Source organism: Saccharothrix texasensis (assembly GCF_003752005.1).
Lineage (GTDB): Bacteria > Actinomycetota > Actinomycetes > Mycobacteriales > Pseudonocardiaceae > Actinosynnema > Actinosynnema texasense.
The window spans coordinates 1,356,317-1,376,170 of sequence record NZ_RJKM01000001.1; the positions used below are offsets into that span (position 1 = coordinate 1,356,317).

The following is a 19,854-nucleotide window of genomic DNA, read 5'->3' on the forward strand; positions in this document are numbered from 1 at the left end:
TCGGGTCGACGGCCGCGGTTCCTCGCCGGAAATCGATCGGGTGATCTCCCGGAAAGAAAACACCCGGCGATCATCACCGGCCCGCGCCAATTCCATTGGCCCGCGACTTTGACGAGCACCGCTCACCACCCGGTGACCGCGAAACCCCGGATCTTCTCCGGGGTATGGTTTTCGCGGTGGGCGCGGCGCGGATTCGAACCGCGGTCGTGGTGAACGCGCTGCTAGAGGCACCTGTGACCGTGACGGCGACCTTCCCCCGTCGCGGACGGACCGGCCTGTTGGCCGTAGTCTTCCGAGGCCGACCCCGGCACAGCGCGGGTCGGCTCAGGAGAGCATGGACGCGACCTGAACCAGCACCACGGGCTCGAGGCACGCACAGAAGGGAATGACCGGTCGGATGTTCCGCCGTATCGCGATCGTCAACCGAGGAGAGGCCGCGATGCGGCTCATCCACGCGGCCCGGGAATTGGCCGAGGAGACAGGCACGGCGATCGAGACGATCGCCCTGCACACCGACGTGGACCGCGGCGCGGCGTTCGTCCACGAGGCCGACGTCGCCTACGACCTCGGGCCCGCGTCCAACCGCCCCTACCTCGACCTGAAGGTGCTCAAGACAGCCCTGGTGGAGACCGGCGCCGACGCGGCCTGGCCGGGCTGGGGCTTCGTCGCCGAGGACCCGGCGTTCGCCGCGCTCTGCGACGAGATCGGGGTCGCCTTCGTCGGCCCGAGCGCCGACGCCATGCGCAGGCTCGGTGACAAGATCGGCGCCAAGCTGCTCGCCGAGGAGGTCGGCGTCCCGGTCGCGCCGTGGAGCCGGGGCCCAGTGGAGTCGCTGGACGCGGCCCTCGCCGCCGCCGAGCGGATCGGTTACCCGCTGATGCTGAAGGCCACGGCCGGCGGCGGCGGGCGGGGCATCCGGGTGGTCACCAGCGGGGCCGACCTGACCGACGCCTACGAGCGCACCAGCCAGGAGGCCGCGCGGGCCTTCGGCAGCGGTGTCGTCTTCCTGGAACGCCTGGTCACCGGCGCCCGGCACGTCGAGGTGCAGGTCATCGCGGACGGCCAGGGCACCGCGTGGGCGCTGGGCGTGCGCGACTGCTCCGTCCAGCGGCGCAACCAGAAGATCATCGAGGAGTCGGCGTCACCGGTGCTCGGCGCCGACCAGGCCGCCGACCTCAAGGCCTCCGCCGAGCGGCTGGCCAACGCGGTCGGTTACCGGGGCGCGGCCACCGTGGAGTTCCTCTACCACCCCGGCGACCGGGCGTTCGCCTTCCTGGAGGTCAACACCCGGTTGCAGGTCGAGCACCCGATCACCGAGTCGACCACCGGGTTCGACCTGGTCAAGGCCCAGTTGTGGGTGGCGGCGGGCAACCGGCTGGAGGGCGCGGCGCCGGTCGAGCGCGGCCACGCCGTCGAGGCCCGGCTCAACGCCGAGGACCCCGACCGGGACTTCGCGCCGTCGCCGGGGCGCATCGCCCGCCTCTCCCTGCCCTCCGGGCCCGGCATCCGGGTGGACACCGGGGTCAGGGAGGGCGACACCATCCCGGCCGACTTCGACTCCATGATCGCCAAGATCATCGCCCACGGCCGCGACCGGACCGAGGCGCTGGGCAGGCTGCGCCGGGCCATGGCCGACACCACGGTGGTCATCGACGGCGGCGCGACCAACAAGAGCTTCGTGCTCGACCTGCTCGACCAGCCCGAGGTCCTCGACGGCAGCGCGGACACCGGCTGGATCGACCGGGTCCGCGGCGAGGGCGGGCTCGTCGCGCAGCGCCACGCCGCCGTGGCCGTCGCCACCGCGGCCATCCAGGCCTACGAGGAGGAAGAGGGCGCCGAGCAGCAGCGGCTGCTGTCCACCGCGTTCGGCGGCCGGCCGCAGGTGCGGCACGAGTACGGCCGCAGCCTGGACTTCAAGCTGCGGGGCGTCACCTACCGGGTCCGGGTGACCCGGGTCGGCGCGCAGCGGTTCCGGGTCGGCATCGAGGCCGGCGCCGAGGTCCGCACCGCCGACGTCGAGCTGGACCGGATCGACCTGCACACCGGGCAGATCCGGGTCAACGGGACCCGGCACCGCCTGCTCATCGGCACCACGGGGCCGGTGGTGCTGATCGAGGTGGACGGCGTCGCGCACCGGGTCAGCCGGGACGAGGGCGGCGTGCTCCGCTCCCCCGCGCCCGCGCTCGTCGTGGCCACCCCGGTCGGGGTCGGCGACGAGGTGGAGGCCGGCGCGCCGGTGCTCGTGCTGGAGAGCATGAAGATGGAGACGGTGCTGCGCGCGCCGTTCCGCGCCCGCGTGAAGGAATGCGCGGTGGCCGTCAACAGCCAGGTGGCCAGTGGCGCCCCGCTGCTGCGGCTGGAACCCCTCGGTGACGACGACGTCGCCGACGCCGCGGCCGACCAGCCGGTCGAGCTCGACCTGGCCCCGCTCCCGGCCGCCTCCCTGACCGACCGCGTCGACCGCGGCCTGCAGGAGCTGCGCGGGCAGCTGCTCGGCTTCGACGTGGACCCGCACGACGACGCGAAGGTCCTGCGGGACTACCTCGACGCGCGACGGGAGGCCACCGAGGCGGGCCGGCGACCGTTGACCGGGGAAGTCGCCCTGCTCACGGCCTTCGCCGACCTGGCCGAGCTGAGCCGCAACCGCCCCGCCGGCGAGGACGCGGGCGGCGGTCACGTGCACAGCGCCCGCGAGTTCTTCCACACCTACCTGCAGAGCCTGGACGTGGACCGCTCCGGCCTGCCGGAGCGCTTCCAGCGCAGGCTCGCCAAGGCCCTCGCCCACTACGGCGTCACCAGCCTGGACCGCACGCCGGAGCTGGAAGCCGCCGTGTTCCGGATCTTCCTCGCTCTGCAGCGGGCCACCGCCGACGCGGGGGTCGTGGCGGCGATCCTGCGGTCCTGGCTGAACGAGGCGCCGCCGGACGACGCGCTGCGCGACACCGTCGGGCTCGCCCTGGAGCACTTGGTCTCGGCCACCCAGGTCCGGTTCCCCGCGGTCGCCGACCTCGCGCGCGGCGTCGTGTTCGCCTGGCTCGGCCAGCCGCTGCTGCGCCGCAACCGGGCCCGCGCCTACGCCGAGGTCCGCAAGCACGTGCGGTACCTGACCGAGCACCCGGACGCGGCGGACCGCGACGAGCGGGTCGCCCGGATGGTGCGGACCACCGAGCCGCTCGTGCGGCTGTTCAGCCAGTACCTGGAGCGCAGCCCGCTCGACGACGCGCTGATGCTGGAGGTGCTGACCCGGCGGTACTACGGCAACAACCGCCTGGTCGACATCCGGACCGACACGGTCGCGGGCCGCACCTTCGTGATCGCCGAGCGCACCGACTTCACCGTGGTGTCCACCGCGACCGGCCACGACGACCTCGGCGACGCGCTGCGCAGCCTCGGCACCCTGGCGGCCCGGACCGGCACCACGGAGGCCGACGTCTACCTGGCGTGGCGCGACCAGCCGGAGGACGCCGCCGAACTGGCCGCCGCGCTGGCCGCCGTGGTCGGCGCGCACCCGCTGCCCGAGCAGGTCCGCAGGCTCACGCTCACCGTGGCGGGGCGCGGCGGCGCGGTCGTGCACCAGCACGTCACGTTCCGCCCGGCCGAGTCCGGGGTGGCCGACGCCGGGATGGTCGAGGACCGGCTGATCCGGGGCCTGCACCCCTACATCGCCCAGCGGATGCAGCTGGAGCGGCTGCGCGAGTTCGACCTCACGCGGCAGCCGTCCTCCGACGAGGACGTGTACCTGTTCCACTGCGTCGCCCGGGACAACCGCGCCGACGAGCGGATCGTGGCGTTCAGCCAGATCCGGGACCTGGTGGCCCTGCGCGACCAGGACGGCCGCCTCGCGGCGCTGCCGACCGCGGAGAACACGCTGGCCACCTGCCTGGACTCGATCCGGCGCGCCCAGTCGCTGCGGTCCTCCTCCGCGCGGTTCAACACCAACCGCATCGTGGTCTACGTCTGGCCCGCCAGCGACATCACCCGCGACGAGCTGGAGATGCTGGCGAAGCGGATCCTGCCCACCACGGCGGGCGCGGGCCTCGAGGAGATCGAGTTCATCCTGCGGCAGCGGCGCGAGTCCGGCGAGCTGGCGCGGGTCGCGCTGCGGATCTCCTTCGGTGCCACCGGCACCCCGGCGCTCACCATCGGCGAGCCCTCCGACGCGCCGATCCCGCCGCTGGACGGCTACCGGCAGAAGGTGCTGCGCGCGAGCAGCCGCAACACCGCGTACCCGTACGAGATCACCGGCATGATCGGCGAGTTCACCGAGTACGACCTGGACGAGAACCACGCGCTGGCGCCGGTGGACCGGCCCAAGGGGCGCAACACCGCGGCCATGGTCGCGGGCGTGGTCCGCACCCCGACCGAGCGGCACCCGCAGGGCGTCACGCGCGTCGTGCTGCTCGGCGACCCGACCGACTCCCTCGGCGCGCTGTCCGAGCCGGAGTGCCGCCGGGTGATCGCCGCGCTGGACCTGGCCGAGCGGCTGCGGGTGCCGGTGGAGTGGTACGCGTTGTCCGCCGGCGCCCGGATCTCCATGGAGTCCGGCACCGAGAACATGGACTGGGTGGCGGCCGCGCTCAAGCGGATCGTCGAGTTCACCCAGGGCGGCGGCGAGATCAACGTGGTGGTCGCGGGCATCAACGTCGGCGCCCAGCCGTACTGGAACGCCGAGGCCACGATGCTCATGCACACCAAGGGCGTCCTGGTCATGACGCCCGACTCGGCCATGGTGCTCACCGGCAAGCAGTCGCTGGACTACTCCGGCGGCGTGTCCGCCGAGGACAACTTCGGCATCGGCGGCTACGACCGGGTCATGGGCCCCAACGGGCAGGCGCAGTACTGGGCGCCGGACCTGCCCTCGGCCCGGGACCTGCTGATGGCCTACTACGACCACACCTACGTCGAGCCCGGCGAGGACGGGCCGCGCCGGGTGGCGACGACCGACCCGCACGACCGCGACGTGACCGGCTACCCGCACCAGGCGGCGGGCAGCGACTTCACCACGGTCGGGCAGATCTTCTCCGCGCAGGACAACCCGGACCGCAAGAAGCCGTTCGACATCCGGGTCGTCATGCGCGCGCTGTCCGACCAGGACCGGCCGGTGCTGGAGCGGTGGGCGGGCATGGCCGACGCCGAGACGGCGGTCGTGCAGGACGTGCACCTGGGCGGCATCCCGGTCAGCCTGGTGGGGATCGAGTCCCGCCCGGTGGAGCGGCGCGGTTTCCCGCCCACCGACGGCCCGGACACCTACACCGCGGGCACGTTGTTCCCGAGGTCGTCCAAGAAGGTGGCGCGGGCGATCAACGCGGCCAGCGGCAACCGGCCGGTCGTGGTGCTGGCGAACCTGTCCGGGTTCGACGGCTCGCCCGAGTCGATGCGCAAGCTCCAGCTGGAGTACGGCGCGGAGATCGGCCGGGCGGTGGTGAACTTCCGGGGTCCGATCGTGTTCTGCGTGATCTCCCGGTACCACGGCGGCGCGTTCGTGGTGTTCTCCAAGGCGCTCAACCCGAACATGACCGTGCTCGCGGTGGAGGGCTCGTTCGCCTCCGTGCTCGGTGGCGCGCCGGCCGCCGCCGTGGTGTTCACGCGGGAGGTCGCGGCCCGCACCGCGGCCGACGCCCGGGTCCGCGACCTGGAGGCCCGGAGCGCGGCCGCGACCGGCGCCGACCGGGCCGCGCTGACGGCCGAGCTGGACGAGCTGCGGGCCGCGGTCCGGACGGAGAAGCAGGGCGAGATCGCGCGCGAGTTCGACCGCATCCACAGCATCGGGCGCGCGGTCGAGGTCGGTTCGGTCGACGCCGTGGTCCCGGCCGTCGAGCTCCGGCCCCGGATCATCCAGGCCCTGGAGTCACGGCCGGCGTAGCGGGGGACGACGGAGCGGGGGCGGCGCCACGGCGCCGCCCCCGCGTCACGTCCCGACCCGTCCGCGCGACGTCCCTTCCCGGCGGACGGTCGTCGTACTAGCCTCGATCTGCGAGAGCGCTCTCACGCACGTGCCCGAAGTCGGCGTCCGAAGCACCGCCAAGGAGCCCCATGCGCGTCTCCTCCAGCACCCGAGGACCATCCCCGACCCGGACCCGGCGGCTCACGGCCGCCGCGACCTCCCTCGTCACCGCCCTCGCGCTCGTCCTCGCCGGGCCGCCGGCCTCCGCCGGCGAACCCGCCGCGGCCGAGGACTGCCAGTTCTCGACGCTGGGGCGGACCGGCCTGCGCGCCGCCGACCCGAGCGTGATCCGCGTCGGCGGCACCTACGTCTCGGCGCAGGTGGGCGGTGGCGGCATCCAGGTCCGCCAGGCGTCGTCACCGGACGCGCTGGCCGCCGCGCCCGCACGCCTCGTCTGGCGCGACGCGCGCAACCTGGGCTCGGTGTGGGCGCCCGAGATCGTCCGCGACAGCGGCCGGTACTACATCTACTTCACGGCGGGCAACGACGCGGCGCACCGCATGTACGCGATCAGCTCCACCTCGCCGGACACCGGCTACACCGGCGAGGTCCGGCTCGCCCTGCCGGATGACCGGTGGGCCATCGACGGGGTGCCGGTGACGTTCAACGGCCTGCGCTACTTCGTCTGGTCCGGCTGGGAGTGCACCACCAACGTCGAGCAGAACCTCTACATCACCCGCATGGCCGACCCGCTCACGCCGGTCGGCGGCCGCTACGTCATCTCGCAGCCGCGCGAGCCGTGGGAGCGGGTGGTCGGCAACCCGTTCATCAACGAGGCGCCCGAGGTCATCAAGGACCCCAACGGCCAGTTGCACGTGGTGTACTCGGCCAACGGCAGCTGGAGCGAGCAGTACTGCCTGGCGGACCTGCGATTGCGCGTCGGCGGCGACCCCACCCACGTGTGGGACTGGTACAAGTCCAACGGGTGCCTGTTCGGCTCGAACCGGGCGACCATGATGACCGGCTGGGACCCCACCCTGTACGTCAACGGTCCCGGCCACCACTCGTTCGTCCTGCTCGACGGCGACATCGCGACCAGTCCGCCGGCCGGCCCGAGGTTCCCGCTGGTGTACCACGCGGTGCCCAAGGGGACGCCCTACCACTGGGACAACCGGTACTGGTACACCGGCACGTTCGCCTGGTGGGGCAACACGACCTACCGGCGGGCCAACGTCCCGGGCGCCACCTCGGACACCGGTTGGGGCTTGAAGTTCTTCGAGTGACCGCACCCCGGTCGTGCCCGGCGCCACCGCCCGGCCCGCGCGGATCGCGGCCGGGCGGTAGCGTGCTCCGGTGCAGGACGGCGACGGACGGGAGGCGGCGCTCATGGCCGAGGTCACCGCGGTGGACGTGTTGGCGGACGGGTTCGAGCGGGTCCGGGAGTCCGTGGAGCGCGTGCTGGACGGCCTCACCGGACCTCAGCTGACCCACCGGGTGGGCGGCTCCGCCAACTCGATCGCCTGGCTGGTCTGGCACCTGACCCGGGTGCAGGACGACCACGTGGCCGAGGTCGCGGGCGCCGAGCAGGTCTGGACCTCCGAGGGCTGGGTGGAGCGCTTCGACCTGTCGTTGCCGGCCGGTGACACCGGCTACGGCCACGGCCGCGAGCAGGTCGCCGCCGTCGACGCGCCCGCCGACCTGCTGCGCGACTACCACCGGGCGGTGCACGAGCGCACCGAGGCCTACCTGAAGGGCTTGACCGGCCAGGACCTGACCAGGGTCGTGGACGAGTCGTGGGACCCGCCCGTGACGCTCGCCGTCAGGCTGCTCAGCGTGATCGAGGACGACCTCCAGCACGTCGGCCAGGCCGCCTTCGTGCGCGGGGTGCTGCCCCAGAGCTGACCGCCGGTCCGCACGGGCCCGCCGCCTCGCGGGCCGACACCCCTTGTCGACACCGGGGAATTCCACCCCGGCGGGTATTCCGAAGTCGTGGCGTCGGCATTCGTTGACACCGCGTCCGGCGCGTCGGCATGATGACCGCCAGTCACGACGGCGGTGTCAGCAGCCACGTTGCCGAGGTCGGACCACACGTCGCCGCCTGGGGTGGAAGGCTTCACATTGATCGACGACCGACCGGTGGACCATGCGCTCTACGCGGCGCACCGCGACTTCTTCGACGCCACCCGGCCCGAGACGCCGTGCCTGCTCCTCGACCTCGACGTGGTCTCCGCCCGGTACCGGGAACTGCGCGCCGGCCTGCCGGACGCCGCCGTGTACTACGCCGTGAAGGCCAACGCCGACCCGGACCTGTTGCGCCACCTGGTGGAACTCGGCTGCGGCTTCGACGTCGCCAGCGTCGGCGAGGTCGACGCCTGCCTCGCCGCGGGCGCCGACCCGGCGTCGATCTCGTTCGGCAACACGGTGAAGAAGGAGTCCGCGATCCGCTACGCGCACGAGCGCGGCATCCGGCTCTTCTCGGTCGACTCGGCGGCGGAGCTGGCGAAGATCGCGCGGGCCGCGCCCGGCGCGGAGGTCTGCTGCCGCTTCATCGTGCGCACGACCGGCGCGCAGTGGCCGATCAGCCGGAAGTTCGGCTGCACCGAGGACGACGCGGTCGCGCTGCTGCGCGACGCGGTGTCGCTCGGGCTCACGCCGCGCGGCACCACCTTCCACGTCGGCTCCCAGCAGCGCGAACCGGACAGCTGGGCGACCGGTGTCGCCACCGCCGCGCGCGTCGCGGCCAAGCTGGCCGCCGAGGGCGTCGAGCTGGACCTGCTCAACCTCGGCGGCGGGCTGCCGGTCCGCTACGAGGAGACCGTGCCCTCGCTGCAGACCTACTTCGCGGCCATCGACCGCGCCGTCACGGCGTCCTTCCCGACCCGGCCCGCGCTGATCGTCGAGCCGGGCAGGTACCTGCCCGGTGACGCCGGGATGATCCGGTCCGAGGTCGTGCTGGTGACCGAGCGGGAGAACGGGCTGCGCTGGGTCTACCTCGACGTCGGCCGCTACAACGGCCTGGTCGAGACCGACGACGAGGCCATCGCCTTCCCCGTCGTCGCCGTCCGCGCGGACGGGGGGTTCGCCGACGAGGCGGCCCCCGCCGTGCTCGCGGGGCCGACGTGCGACAGCACCGACGTCCTGTACGAGCGCACACCGGTGTCCTTGCCGGTCGACCTGCGACCAGGCGACCACATCGACATCCTCGCGACCGGCGCCTACACCACGCCGTACGCGTCCGTCGGGTTCAACGGCTTCCCGCCGTTGCCCAGCCACTGCTTCGGCGCCACCGACCACTGAGACCGGTGCGCCGCGAGAGCCTCGCGTTGGAGAGGAGCCGCTGATGTCCGACGAGTACACCTGGGCGTTCGACGGGAAGCGCTACCGGATGTACCGCTTCCCGAAGGAAGTCGAGAGCGGCGTCAAGGAGCTCAACCGCAGCGACAACTGGCACGCGATGCTGGCCTGGTTGGAAGACCTCGTGTGGATGGCCTTCTGCACCTGGCTCTGCGTCGGCGTGTCCTACTGGTTCTACCCGTTGGCGGTGCTCGTGATCGGCGCCCGCCAGCGGGGGCTGTCGACCATCCTGCACGACTGCGCGCACGGCATCGGCGCGTCGAACCGCAAGGTGCAGATGTTCGTCGGCACGGTGCTCACCGCCTACCCGATCTTCCAGCAGCACTACGCGTACAAGATCTCCCACGTCTTCACGCACCACCCGAAGCTGGGCAACCCCGAGGGTGACCCGGACCTGAGGTTCTTCATCGAGCAGCGGGCCTACGAGATGTCCTCGCCGCGCGCGTACGTGCTCCGCACGGTCATCATGCCGTTGTTCGGCACTCAGACGTGGGCCTACCTGAAGTACTTGGTGCGCAACCGCTACCGGCTGCTCAAGCAGGGCCGCGTGCGGTCGGCGGACGCGCCGCAGACCCCGATCAGCAAGCGCAAGCGGGTGCTCGACCGCGTCGGTTTCTGGGCGTTCTGGGCGACCGTGGTGACGGTGTGCGTGTCGCAGGGCTGGGGGCTCGAACTGCTGCTGTTCTGGGTGGTGCCCTACCTGACCAGCTTCCAGATCCTGGGCTGGTACATCGAGCTGTCCGAGCACACCCCCCTGGTGCGGGACTCCAACGTGGACCTCTACATGACGCGCAACCGCAAGAGCCGCACGTGGGAGAAGTTCCTCACCGGCATCCACAACGACAACTACCACCTGGAGCACCACCTGGACCCGCGCACGCCGTTCTGGAACCTCGGCAAGGCACGCCAAGTGCGGCTGGCCGACCCGAACTACGCGGAGGTGGACCGCCAGTTGGGCGGGCTGTTCACCAAGGGACCGGAAGGGCAGCAGAGCGCCATCAGCGCCATCGTGGAGTCCATGACCTACAAGCCGGAGCAGCCGCATGTCGCCGCCTGAGCGGCCGAGGTCGGCCGGGAAGGTCTACCGGCGGGTGGAGTCGGGCGTCATGCACGGCGGCGCCGAGCTGCGCCTGGGCATCACCGACCCGGTGGTGACGCCCATCTTCCAGACCGCCGCGTACGAGCTGCCCGACGCGGCCACCGCCGCCGACATCTTCGACCTGCGCGTCGACGGCCACGCCTACACGCGGCTGAACAACCCGACGTGCGACGTGCTGGAGGCCAGGATCGCCGCGGTGGACGACGCCCCGGCGGCCCTGGCCGTCTCCTCCGGCCAGGCGGCGATCACCCTGGCGCTGCTCAACCTGTGCCAGGCGGGCGACAACCTGGTCAGCTCCAACGAGCTGTACGGCGGCACGTGGAACCTGCTGGCCAACACGTTCGCCCGGTTCGGCATCGAGACCCGGTTCGTCAGCCCGGACAAGCCGGAGAACTTCGCCGACGCCACCGACTCGCGGACCCGGTGCTACTTCGGCGAGACCCTGCCCAACCCGAAGCTGCGGCTGTTCCCGATCGAGGAGGTCGCCGCCATCGCCGAGGACGTCGGCGTGCCGCTGGTGCTGGACAACACCATGCTGCCGCTGGTGTGCCGACCGCTGGAGTTCGGCGCGCACATCCTGGTCTACTCGGCGACGAAGTACATCGGCGGCCACGGCAGCGCGCTCGGCGGGCTGATCGTCGACTCCGACCGGTTCGACTGGGCGCGGCACGCCGACCGGCACCCGCTGCTCACCGCGCCGGACCCGGCGCACGGCAACGTGGTGTGGACCGAGGCGGGCGCGAACCTGGACAGCTCGCTCGGCCGCAGCCCGTACCTGCTCAAGGCCCGCGAGACGCTGATGCGCGACCTGGGGCCGTGCCTCAGCCCGTTCAACGCGTTCCTGCTGATCCAGGGCATCGAGACGCTGCCGCTGCGGATGCGGGCGCACGGCGAGAACGCCGAGGCGGTGGCGCGGTACCTGGCCGACCAGCCGTCGGTGGTCTCGGTGCGGCACCCGGGCCTCGGCGACGCCGAGGAGGTCGAGCGGCTGCGGCGCTACACGGGCGGCAACGGCGGTCCGCTGGTGCAGTTCGAGCTGGCGGGCGGGCTGACCGCGGGCACCCGGTTCATCGAGGCGCTGCGGATGATCTCGCACGTGACCAACATCGGCGACGTGCGGTCGATGGCCACCCACCCGGCGTCCACCACGCACGCCCAGCTGCCCGAGGCGGACCGGCTCGCCGCCGGCGTGTCACCGGGGTCGATCCGGCTGTCCATCGGCCTGGAGCACATCGACGACCTGATCACCGACCTGGCGGGCGCGCTGGCGGTGGCCGGGTGACCGGCAAACCGCTGGTCGCCCTCGCGGCGGCCGCGGAGCAGGTGGACGGCGTGCCGCACGTGGCGGTGCGCGAGGTGTACGTGCGGGCGCTGGAGCAGGTGTCCGGCTGCCACGTCGTGGTGGTCGGCGGCCCCGCCCCCGACCTGGCGCACCTGGTCGACCGGTTCGACGGCGTGGTGTTCGGCGGCCACCAGAGCAACGTGCTGCCCCGGTGGTACGGCGGCGAGCCGGGCTCGGGGCCGGCCGACGCCGACCGGGACGAGCTGGCGCTGAGCGTGATCCCCGCCGCGTTGCGCGCCGACGTCCCGGTCCTCGGCATCTGCCGGGGCCTGCAGGAGCTCAACGTCGCGCTGGGCGGGACGCTGCGGAACGTCCCGGGGCACACCGAGGACCTCTCGCTGCCCCGGGACGAGCAGTACCTGCCCGCGCACCCGGTGCACCTGACCGAGGGCGGCGTCCTGCGGCGGCTGCTCGGCGAGCCCAGCGTCGAGGTCAACTCGTTGCACCACCAGGCGATCGACCGGCTCGCGCCCGGCCTGCGGGTCGAGGCGGTGGCGCCGGACGGGGTGGTGGAGGCGGCGTCGGCCGAGGGCGCGGCGTTCTGCCTCGCCGTGCAGTGGCATCCCGAGTGGTACGCGGCGACGGACCTGGTGTCGGTGGCGTTGTTCACCGGGTTCGGCGCCGCCGTCGCGGCCCGTGCGGCGCGGCGCGCGGTCATCTGACGGCCGCCGGCGCCCCGCGTGTTCCGGGGCCGGTGACGTCATGCCCCCGGCGGACCGCCTCCGGCCTCGGCCACGCACAGCAGCCGCGGTGAGAACAGCTCGTACGGCGTGCCGTCGTAACCGCCCAGCGCGCGCACCGGGGTCAGCCCGCCTGCCCGCAGCACGGCGAGCAGTTCGTGCAGGCTGTACATCCGGTAGTCGACCACCACGTGCTCCCGCCGCGCGCCGACCGGCCGGCACGTCCAGCGCAGGCGGCTCGTGCGCGGGTCGAACGCGTTCTGGTGCAGCACGACCTCGCCGTCGACCTCCTCGTAGTCCCGGATGACGAACCCGTCGCCCGGCGCGAACTCCGAGGGGAAGAAGTTCCGGACGAACCAGTCCCGGTTGACGACGTCGACGAGCAGCCGCCCGCCGGGCCGCAGCACGCGCGCGACCGCGGCCACCGAGCGCACGTTGTCCTCGTCGTGGTCGAAGTAGCCGAAGCTGGTGTACATGTTCACGGCCGCGTCGAACGACGCCGCCGGCAGGTCGGTGAGGTCGCGCATGTCGGCCCGCACCGCGTCCACGGTCACGCCGCGCTCCGCCGCGCGCCGCCGGGTGGCGTCCAGGTAGTCCTCGCTCAGGTCGACGCACGTGACCCGGTGCCCCCGGGCCGCGAGGGACACGGCGTGCCGCCCGGTGCCGCACGCGACGTCGAGGACGCGGGAGCCGGCCGCCAGGTGCAGCTCCCGCTCGATCAACGCCACCTGGCCGTCCGTGACGCCCGCCGCCTGCTCGTGCAGTCGGCGCAGGCCGCGGTCGCGGTCGAACGCCGTCGCCCACCAACCCGCCACGGCGCGTCAGCCCGCGTCGTCCGCGCTGCGCACGACCGACTCCTGGCCCAGGACCTCCGCGACCCGCCGCAGGTACGGCGGCACGCGCAGCAGGAACGCGTCGTGCCCGCGGTCGGTCGTGTGGTCCTGGTGGTGCTCGGCGGGCAGGCCGCGGGCGGCGAGGTTCGCCTGGATGTAGCGGGCGTGGTCCGGCCCGTAGAGGCGGTCGGAGTCGAAGCTGAACAGGTGCACCCCGGGCCGGCGGCGGAACGGCGCGACCGGCCGGTCGTCGGCGAACGCGTCGAAGCTGTCCATCGCGTTCATCAGGCACAGGTAGCTGTTCGCGTCGAACCGGCCGACCAGGCTCGCCGCCTGGTGCTCCAGGTAGCCCTCGACGGCGAACGGCCCGGTGGTCACCGAAGGGCTCGTGCCGTTCGCGGCGCGCGGCTCGCGGCCGAACTTGCGGGCCAGCATGTCCTCGGACACGTACGTGAGGTGGCCGATCATGCGCGCCGTGCCGAGGCCGGCCGCCGGTCCGCCGCCCGGCGGGTACCGGCCCTCCCGGAACTCCGGGTCGGACCGGATGGCGGTCCTGGCGACGGCGTTCCAGGCGAGGTTCTCCGCGGTGTGCCTGGCCGTGCCGGCGACGATCAGGAAGTCGTCGGCGTCGTCCGGGGCGCGCAGCAGCCATTCGAGGACCTGCATGCCCCCCAGCGAACCGCCGATCACCGCGCGCAGCCGGCCGAGGCCGAGCTCGGCCACGAGCGCGCGGTGCACCGTGACCATGTCGGTGATGCCGATCAGCGGGAAGTCCGGTCCCCACGGCCCGCCGTCCGGCCCCGGCGAGGTCGGGCCGGTGGTGCCGGAGCAGCCGGCGAGCACGTTCGCGCACACCACGAAGTGCCGGTCGGTGTCGACCGGGCAGCCCGGTCCGACCATGTCCCGCCACCACCCGGGCCGGTCGTCCGGGTGGTGGGCGGCCGGGTGCGAGTCGCCGGTCAGCGCGTGGCAGACGAAGATCGCGTTCGACCGGTCCTCGTTCAGCTCGCCGTAGGTCTCGTACGCCACCGTGACGGGCGCGAGCGTCCGACCCGACTCCAGCTCCAGCGGGTCGGCCCGGTCGAACAGCACCACCGTCCGCACGTGGCCGTCCTCGACGGGCGGGCCCGGCACGGCGCGGGACCTCCGCGCGCCCACCACCAGGGCGGCGAGCAGCAGTCCGCTGAGCGCGCCGATGACCAGGAACGACACCCGGCCGGTCAGCTCGTACAGCGCCACGCCCAGCAGCGGGCCGAGGATGTTGCCGATGTCGGACACCAGGCCGAACAACCCGAACGCCTTGCCCTGCCTGGTCATGGCCGACCGCAGCTCGACGACGCCCCGGCGCGCGGTCAGGTACAGCGCGGCCTGGCCGACCATCAGCACGACGAAGCACGCCGCCACCGGCCACACCTCGGCGCTCGCGTACAGCCCGGCCGTGCCGACGGCCGCGAACGCCAGGCCGACCACGGCCATCGCCACCAGCCCGAGCCGGCTCGCGTAGCGGCCGAGCAGCCAGCTCACGACCCCGAACGCGGCCAGCCCGATGGCGAACACCAGCGAGATCGCGCCACGCGCCGACTCCGCGCCGTCGGCGCTGAGGTACAGCGGCAGCACGGGTTCCAGCGCCGAGTAGGTGAGGTTGGTGAACAGGTCGAGCGCGCCGAGCGCCAGCACCCAGGTCCACCACCGGCCGCCGGTCGCCGCCGTGCCGGCCGCGGTGTCGTCCGCCTGCTCCTCGTCGACCGGCGCCGGCACGTCGCGCGGCACGGCCCACCGCAGCCCGAAGGCGGTCACCGCGGTCACCGCCGCGCCGAACAGGAACAACGCGTCCAGGCCGAACGGCGCCGCGATCCCGGCCGCCAGCGGGCCGAGCAGGAAGCCCGCCACCGCGAAGGTCCCGAAGTTGCCCATCATCCGGCTGGTCGGCAGGTCGTAACGGCGGCACAGCGCGGCCATGCCCGCGTACAGGGCCGGTGTCACCAGGCCTTCGCCGACGCCCCAGAGGGCCCGCCCGGCGAGCAGCGTCGCGGGGTCGCGGGCGATCGCCGTGACCACGATGCCCGCCGCCGCGATGAGCAGCGCCACGCACCCGACGTCACCGGGCCGCCACCGGTCCACCCACATGCCGCCGAACGGCTGGGCCGCCGCCTTCGCGCCCGCGAAGACCGCGAAGGTCAACGCGACGACGGTCGGGTTCGCGCCCGCCCGCTCCTCCAGGTCCGGCACGAACGGGATGAGCAGCGTGTAGGAGGCGTTGACGCTCAGCAGCGCGCCGAACAGCAGCGCGGCGCGGCTCCGGCCGGGGCTCATCCACTGCCCTCGACGTAGGCCGCGATCACGCGGTGCATCCCGGCCAGGGCCTCGACCAGGGCGGGCGTCGGGTCCGGCGAGTACACCAGTGCCCACAGGTCGGCGCCGACGAGCCCGTGCCGCTCCTTGAACCGGTAGTTGTCCCGGCCCCACTCGATCCGCCGGAACCCGCCGGCGTAGGCCCATTCGGTGCAGCGGTACATCATCGCCACGTACGTGCTCAGCTCGGTGAGGCCCGAGTAGTCGACGCCACCGCACAGGAACGTGACCTCGGCGTCCTGCCGGAAGCCGAAGAACACCCCGGCGACCCGGTCCTCCACCCGCGCGACGACGAGCAGCGCGCCCGGCGTGCGCAGCAGGGCGTGCAGGGTGTCCTCGTCGTACAACGCGGGCCAGCCGTGCTCGTCGGTGGTGCCGACGACCAGCGGCAGGGCCGCCGGCACGAACCCGTGCGCCTCCGGCCCGTCGACCACGTCGATCCGCAGCCCGCGCTCGTCCGCGCGCCGCAGCCGCCGCTGCACGTCCATGCGGAGCTTCCGGGGCAACCGGCCGAGGTGGTCGTCGAAGTCGCCGGACAGGTCCGAGCTGTACGTGCGGTCGAGCAGGACCCGGCCGACCGGTGGCCCGACCGCGTCCACCCACGTGGCGGCGGCGGTGTCGGTGAGGTTCGGCGCGATTAGCAGGTCCGCCTCGCCGGCGTCGATCCACTCCATCGCCGTGGCGTGGGCGCCGCGGGCCAGGGCGGCCGGGAACGCGTCGCGCTTGGTGTACATGGAGTACGTGGAGCCCGCGAAGACGTGGCGGCTCCCGAGCTGCTGCTGACCGGCCTGGGTGACGTACCCGTGCCAGAAGGGCGAGCTGCTCAGCGCGTAGACCGGCAGCACCTGCCCTCCGGCGCTCACGTAGCCGTGCCGCGCCCGGCCCTCGATGCCGGTCGTCTCCCACATGCGCAGCCACCCGGGCGAGTCGTACAGGCACCCGGACACGACCCGCTCGGGCACCTCGTCGAGCAGCGACCACTCCGTCTCGGTCCTCGCGGTCGTCATGCCCCGGTCCTCCGCCCGGCCCGCGATGAGACCGCGTCGTTCCGCCGTAACGTCACCCCACGCAAATGTTCCCCCATGCGCCGCGTTGTTCGTCCGTGCACCAGGTGCTGAACCGGTCACGCGGTCGTTCGGTGGCAGTGAGCGGACCGGTTCGCAACCGTCGCAGACTACAGGCGGCTACCGCGGAACACCCGTGCCCGCAACAGGAATGCTGCGGTGCGGCAGGCCTCCAGGCGGCCATTCCCTGCGGGCTGCCGCCTCCCTCGTCCGGCCGGGATCGCCTGGATGGCCGGTGGAGCCGCTTCGGGGGCCGTGCCACGATGGGGTCGCGGGTCGTGTCGGTCGGCAGGTGGGGAGCGACGGGTGCTGGCCGTCCAGGTGCTCGGTCCCGTCCGGGCCTGGCGCGACGGCGCCGCGCTGCCCCTCGGTCCGGCCGGCCGCAAGGCCGTGTTCGCCTTGCTGGCCCTCGCGCACGGCAGACCGGTGACCCGGGGCGAGCTGGTCGACGCGCTGTGGGGCGAACGCCCCCCGCCCAGCGCGGCCAACGTCATCCACACCCACGTCAAGCACCTGCGACGGTTGCTCGAACCCGGCCGCGGCCCCCGCTCCCCCAGCACGACCATCCCCACCGTGGGCGACGGGTACGCGCTGGACCTGCCACCGGGGGCGGTGGACGCGGCCCGGTTCCGCTCGCTGGTCGCCCGAGCCGGTTCCGTGGCCCACGACGAGCCCCGGCAGGCCGCCGACCTCCTCACCGGGGCACTGGGGTTGTGGCACGGGCGTCCGCTGGCCGACGTGCCGCTGCTCGCCGCGCATCCCGGCGTGGTCACGTTGGCGGGGGAACGCCGGGCGGCGCTGGCCCGGCACGCCGAGCTGATGACCGCTGTCGGCGCGGCGCGCGACGTGCTGCCCGCGCTGGTCGAGGACGTCGCGGCGCACGGGCTCGACGAGACGATGCACGCGTTGCTCATCCGGGCGTACACCGCGGCCGGGCAGCGGGACCGGGCGTTCGACACCTACCACGTGATGCGGCGGCGTCTGCTGGAAGAGCTCGGCGTCGGGCCCGGACCCGAGCTGACCGCCGCGTACCTCGACGCGCTCGAGGAGGCGCCCGACGACGACTCGCCGACGGGGGCCGCGCCCGCGTCGGCGGGGGTGAACCAGTTGCCCGGGGACGTGCCCGGCTTCACCGGCCGGCAGGCGGAGCTGGCCGAGCTGGGCCGGGTGCTCGCCGCCGAGCGGACCGGGGTGCCGGTGGTCCTCGTGTGCGGGACCGCCGGGGTGGGCAAGACGGCGCTCGCGCTGCACTGGGCCCACCGGGTCCGGTCCCACTTCCCCGACGGGCAGCTGCACGTCGACCTGCGCGGCTACGACCCGCGGTCGCCGGTGGCGGCGGAGGACGCCCTCGTCCGGTTGCTGGAGGGCCTCGGCGTCACCGGCGCGGACGTGCCGGTCGACCCGGACCAGCGGGCCGCGAGGTACCGCGCCGAACTCGCGGACCGACGCGTGCTGGTCGTGCTCGACAACGCGTCGGCGGTCGACCAGGTGCGGGCGCTGCTGCCCGGCACGTCGAGCTGCCTCGTCCTGGTGACCAGCCGCAACAGCCTGGCGGGTCTGGTCGCGCTGCACGGCGCGCACCGGCTCGACGTGGACCAGCTGCCGACGTCGGACTCGGTGGCCCTGCTGCGCGCGCTGATCGGCGAGCGGGTGCGACGGGAACCCGACGCCGCCGCCGAGCTGGCCGAGCGGTGCGGCCGGCTGCCGCTCGCGCTGCGCATCGCCGCCGAGCTGGTCGCGTCCCGGCCGGGCAGCACGCTGGCCGCGCTGACCCGGGAGCTGGCCGACCGACGGCACCGGCTGCGCGTGCTCGACACGGGTGACGACGCCCGCGCCGCCGTGCGGACCGTGTTCTCCTGGTCCTACCCGCAGCTGCGGCCCGAGGTCGCGCGGGCGTTCCGGCGGCTGGGCCTGCACCCCGGCCCGGACGTGACGCCGCCCGCCCTCGCCGCCCTCGCCGGGACCGACCGGGACGAGGCACGCCGGTCCCTGGACGTGTTGGCGCGCAACAGCCTCGTGCGGCCCGTGCCCGGTGGCCGGTACGTCGTCCACGACCTCCTGCGCGCCTACGCCGAGGAGCTGGCGGTCGAGCACGACCCGGCGCCCGAGCGGCTCGCCGCCGTCGACCGGCTGCTCGCCCACCACCTGGCCACCGCGGCGGCGGCGACGGCCCTGCTGTACCCGGTCGACCACCCCCACCGACCCGACGCGCCCGTGACACCGCACGCGTTCGCCACCGCCGACGCCGCGCGCGCCTGGCTGGACGCGGAGCGGCCCACGCTCGTCGCCCTGTGCCGCGCCGCCGAACGGGACGACCGGCCGGGCTACGCGGTCGACCTGGCGAACACGCTCTACCGGTACCTGGAGAGCGGCCACTACGCGGACGCGGCGACCGTCCACGGGTGCGCGACGCGCGCCGCCCGGCGGGCCGGGGACGACGGCCTGCTCGCCGTCGCGCTGACCAACCTGGGCGCGCTGAACCGGCTCCTCGGCGACTACGACCGAGCGGCACGGCACCTGCGGGAAGCGATCGGGCTGCACCGGCGGACCGGCGGGCGACGCGGCGGCCCGCGCGCGCTGTCGCACCTCGGCATCGTCCTGGAACGGCTCGGCGAGTACGAGGAAGCCGTGTCGCTGCACCGGGAGGCGCTGGCCGCGCACCGGCGGCTGGGCAGCCGGCACGGCGAGGCGGCGGCGCTGCTGAACCTGGGCAACGCCTACAACCGCCCCGGTCACCACCTGCGCGCCGCCGAGTGCCTGGACCGGGCGCTCGACCTGTTCCGCCTGCTCGACGACGCGAGCGGGCAGGCCAGCGCGCTGGCCAACCTCGGCGACGTGTGCGTGAGCCTGCGGCGCTACCCGGACGCCGTCCGGCACCTCGACGCGGCCCGCGAGCTGTTCCAGCGCCTGGACCACAGCTACGGCGTGGCGGTGACCCTGAGCAACCTGGGCAACGCGCACACCCGGCTCGGTGACCGGTCCCGGGCGCACCGCTGCTACACCTCCGCCCTCGAGACGTTCCGGGACATCGGCCACCGGTACGGGGAGGCGAGCGCCCTCAACGGCCTCGGCGAGAACCTGCGGGCGGCGGGCCGCCTGGACGAGGCGCTCGCCGCGCACACCGACGCGCTGCGGATCGCCACCGAGACCGGCGACCACGACGAGCAGGACCGCGCCCGGACCGGCCTGGGCAGCACCCGCAGCCAGGCATGAGCACCCGATGAGCGCCGGCGGGGCCGGGGCCTG

The 19,854-nt window shown here is 73.7% G+C and carries 11 protein-coding genes; 8 read left to right on the forward strand and 3 right to left on the reverse strand.

Going from position 1 to position 19,854, the window contains the following annotated elements:
* Window positions 1-397: 397 nt before the first annotated feature.
* The 7 genes from EDD40_RS05065 to EDD40_RS05095 all read left to right on the forward strand — a co-directional run bounded on the left by EDD40_RS05065 (window position 398) and on the right by EDD40_RS05095 (window position 12,341).
* The gene (locus tag EDD40_RS05065; RefSeq protein ID WP_123747774.1) at window positions 398-5,863 is read left to right on the forward strand and encodes an ATP-binding protein; all 5,466 of its coding nucleotides are present in this window, start codon (window positions 398-400) and stop codon (window positions 5,861-5,863) included.
* Between the two features lie 170 nt (window positions 5,864-6,033).
* Entirely contained in the window at window positions 6,034-7,167 is a 1,134-nt protein-coding gene (locus EDD40_RS05070; protein ID WP_123741853.1) for a glycoside hydrolase family 43 protein, read from the forward strand.
* Window positions 7,168-7,270: 103 nt separating this feature from the next.
* The gene (locus tag EDD40_RS05075) at window positions 7,271-7,786 is read left to right on the forward strand and encodes a mycothiol transferase (protein WP_123747775.1); all 516 of its coding nucleotides are present in this window, start codon (window positions 7,271-7,273) and stop codon (window positions 7,784-7,786) included.
* A gap of 234 nt (window positions 7,787-8,020) precedes the next feature.
* Window positions 8,021-9,181 carry a type III PLP-dependent enzyme gene (locus EDD40_RS05080; RefSeq protein WP_123747776.1) on the forward strand — a complete coding sequence of 387 codons (1,161 nt, stop codon included), beginning with the start codon at window positions 8,021-8,023 and terminating at the stop codon, window positions 9,179-9,181.
* Between the two features lie 43 nt (window positions 9,182-9,224).
* Window positions 9,225-10,295: a fatty acid desaturase family protein gene (locus tag EDD40_RS05085; RefSeq protein ID WP_123741854.1), complete on the forward strand. Its 1,071-nt coding sequence runs from the start codon at window positions 9,225-9,227 to the stop codon at window positions 10,293-10,295.
* A complete protein-coding gene (locus EDD40_RS05090; protein WP_123741855.1) occupies window positions 10,282-11,619 on the forward strand; it encodes an O-acetylhomoserine aminocarboxypropyltransferase/cysteine synthase family protein in 1,338 nt (445 codons plus the stop codon). The genes EDD40_RS05085 and EDD40_RS05090 overlap by 14 nt, the downstream gene beginning before the upstream one ends.
* Window positions 11,616-12,341: a gamma-glutamyl-gamma-aminobutyrate hydrolase family protein gene (locus tag EDD40_RS05095; protein WP_123741856.1), complete on the forward strand. Its 726-nt coding sequence runs from the start codon at window positions 11,616-11,618 to the stop codon at window positions 12,339-12,341. Before EDD40_RS05090 ends, EDD40_RS05095 begins: the two co-directional genes overlap by 4 nt.
* 38 nt (window positions 12,342-12,379) lie before the next feature.
* Here the strand turns inward: EDD40_RS05095 and EDD40_RS05100 are convergent, their stop codons facing one another.
* The 3 genes from EDD40_RS05100 to EDD40_RS05115 are packed head-to-tail and all read right to left on the reverse strand — an operon-like array spanning window position 12,380 to window position 16,551.
* Complete coding sequence (locus EDD40_RS05100; protein WP_123741857.1) at window positions 12,380-13,174, reverse strand: class I SAM-dependent methyltransferase; 795 nt, start codon at window positions 13,172-13,174, stop codon at window positions 12,380-12,382.
* A gap of 6 nt (window positions 13,175-13,180) precedes the next feature.
* Window positions 13,181-15,505, reverse strand: coding sequence for a homoserine O-acetyltransferase MetX (gene metX / locus EDD40_RS42445; RefSeq protein WP_211348090.1), 2,325 nt, complete (start codon window positions 15,503-15,505; stop codon window positions 13,181-13,183).
* Window positions 15,502-16,551 (reverse strand): GNAT family N-acetyltransferase, encoded by a 1,050-nt coding sequence (locus EDD40_RS05115; protein WP_123741858.1) that lies wholly within the window; start codon window positions 16,549-16,551, stop codon window positions 15,502-15,504. Before EDD40_RS05115 ends, metX begins: the two co-directional genes overlap by 4 nt.
* 363 nt (window positions 16,552-16,914) lie before the next feature.
* Here EDD40_RS05115 and EDD40_RS05120 point away from each other — a divergent pair, with 363 nt between their 5' ends.
* Window positions 16,915-19,821 (forward strand): AfsR/SARP family transcriptional regulator, encoded by a 2,907-nt coding sequence (locus tag EDD40_RS05120; protein ID WP_211348091.1) that lies wholly within the window; start codon window positions 16,915-16,917, stop codon window positions 19,819-19,821.
* Window positions 19,822-19,854 lie beyond the last annotated feature (33 nt).

Bases quoted from the DNA above. Each gene is read 5' to 3' on its own strand.
- EDD40_RS05065 (WP_123747774.1), top strand. From the start codon at position 398: ATGTTCCGCCGTATCGCGATCGTCAACCGAGGAGAGGCCGCGATGCGG.
- EDD40_RS05115 (WP_123741858.1), bottom strand. From the start codon at position 16,551: ATGACGACCGCGAGGACCGAGACGGAGTGGTCGCTGCTCGACGAGGTG.
- EDD40_RS05070 (WP_123741853.1), top strand. From the start codon at position 6,034: ATGCGCGTCTCCTCCAGCACCCGAGGACCATCCCCGACCCGGACCCGG.
- EDD40_RS05075 (WP_123747775.1), top strand. From the start codon at position 7,271: ATGGCCGAGGTCACCGCGGTGGACGTGTTGGCGGACGGGTTCGAGCGG.
- EDD40_RS05090 (WP_123741855.1), top strand. From the start codon at position 10,282: ATGTCGCCGCCTGAGCGGCCGAGGTCGGCCGGGAAGGTCTACCGGCGG.
- metX (WP_211348090.1), bottom strand. From the start codon at position 15,505: ATGAGCCCCGGCCGGAGCCGCGCCGCGCTGCTGTTCGGCGCGCTGCTG.
- EDD40_RS05085 (WP_123741854.1), top strand. From the start codon at position 9,225: ATGTCCGACGAGTACACCTGGGCGTTCGACGGGAAGCGCTACCGGATG.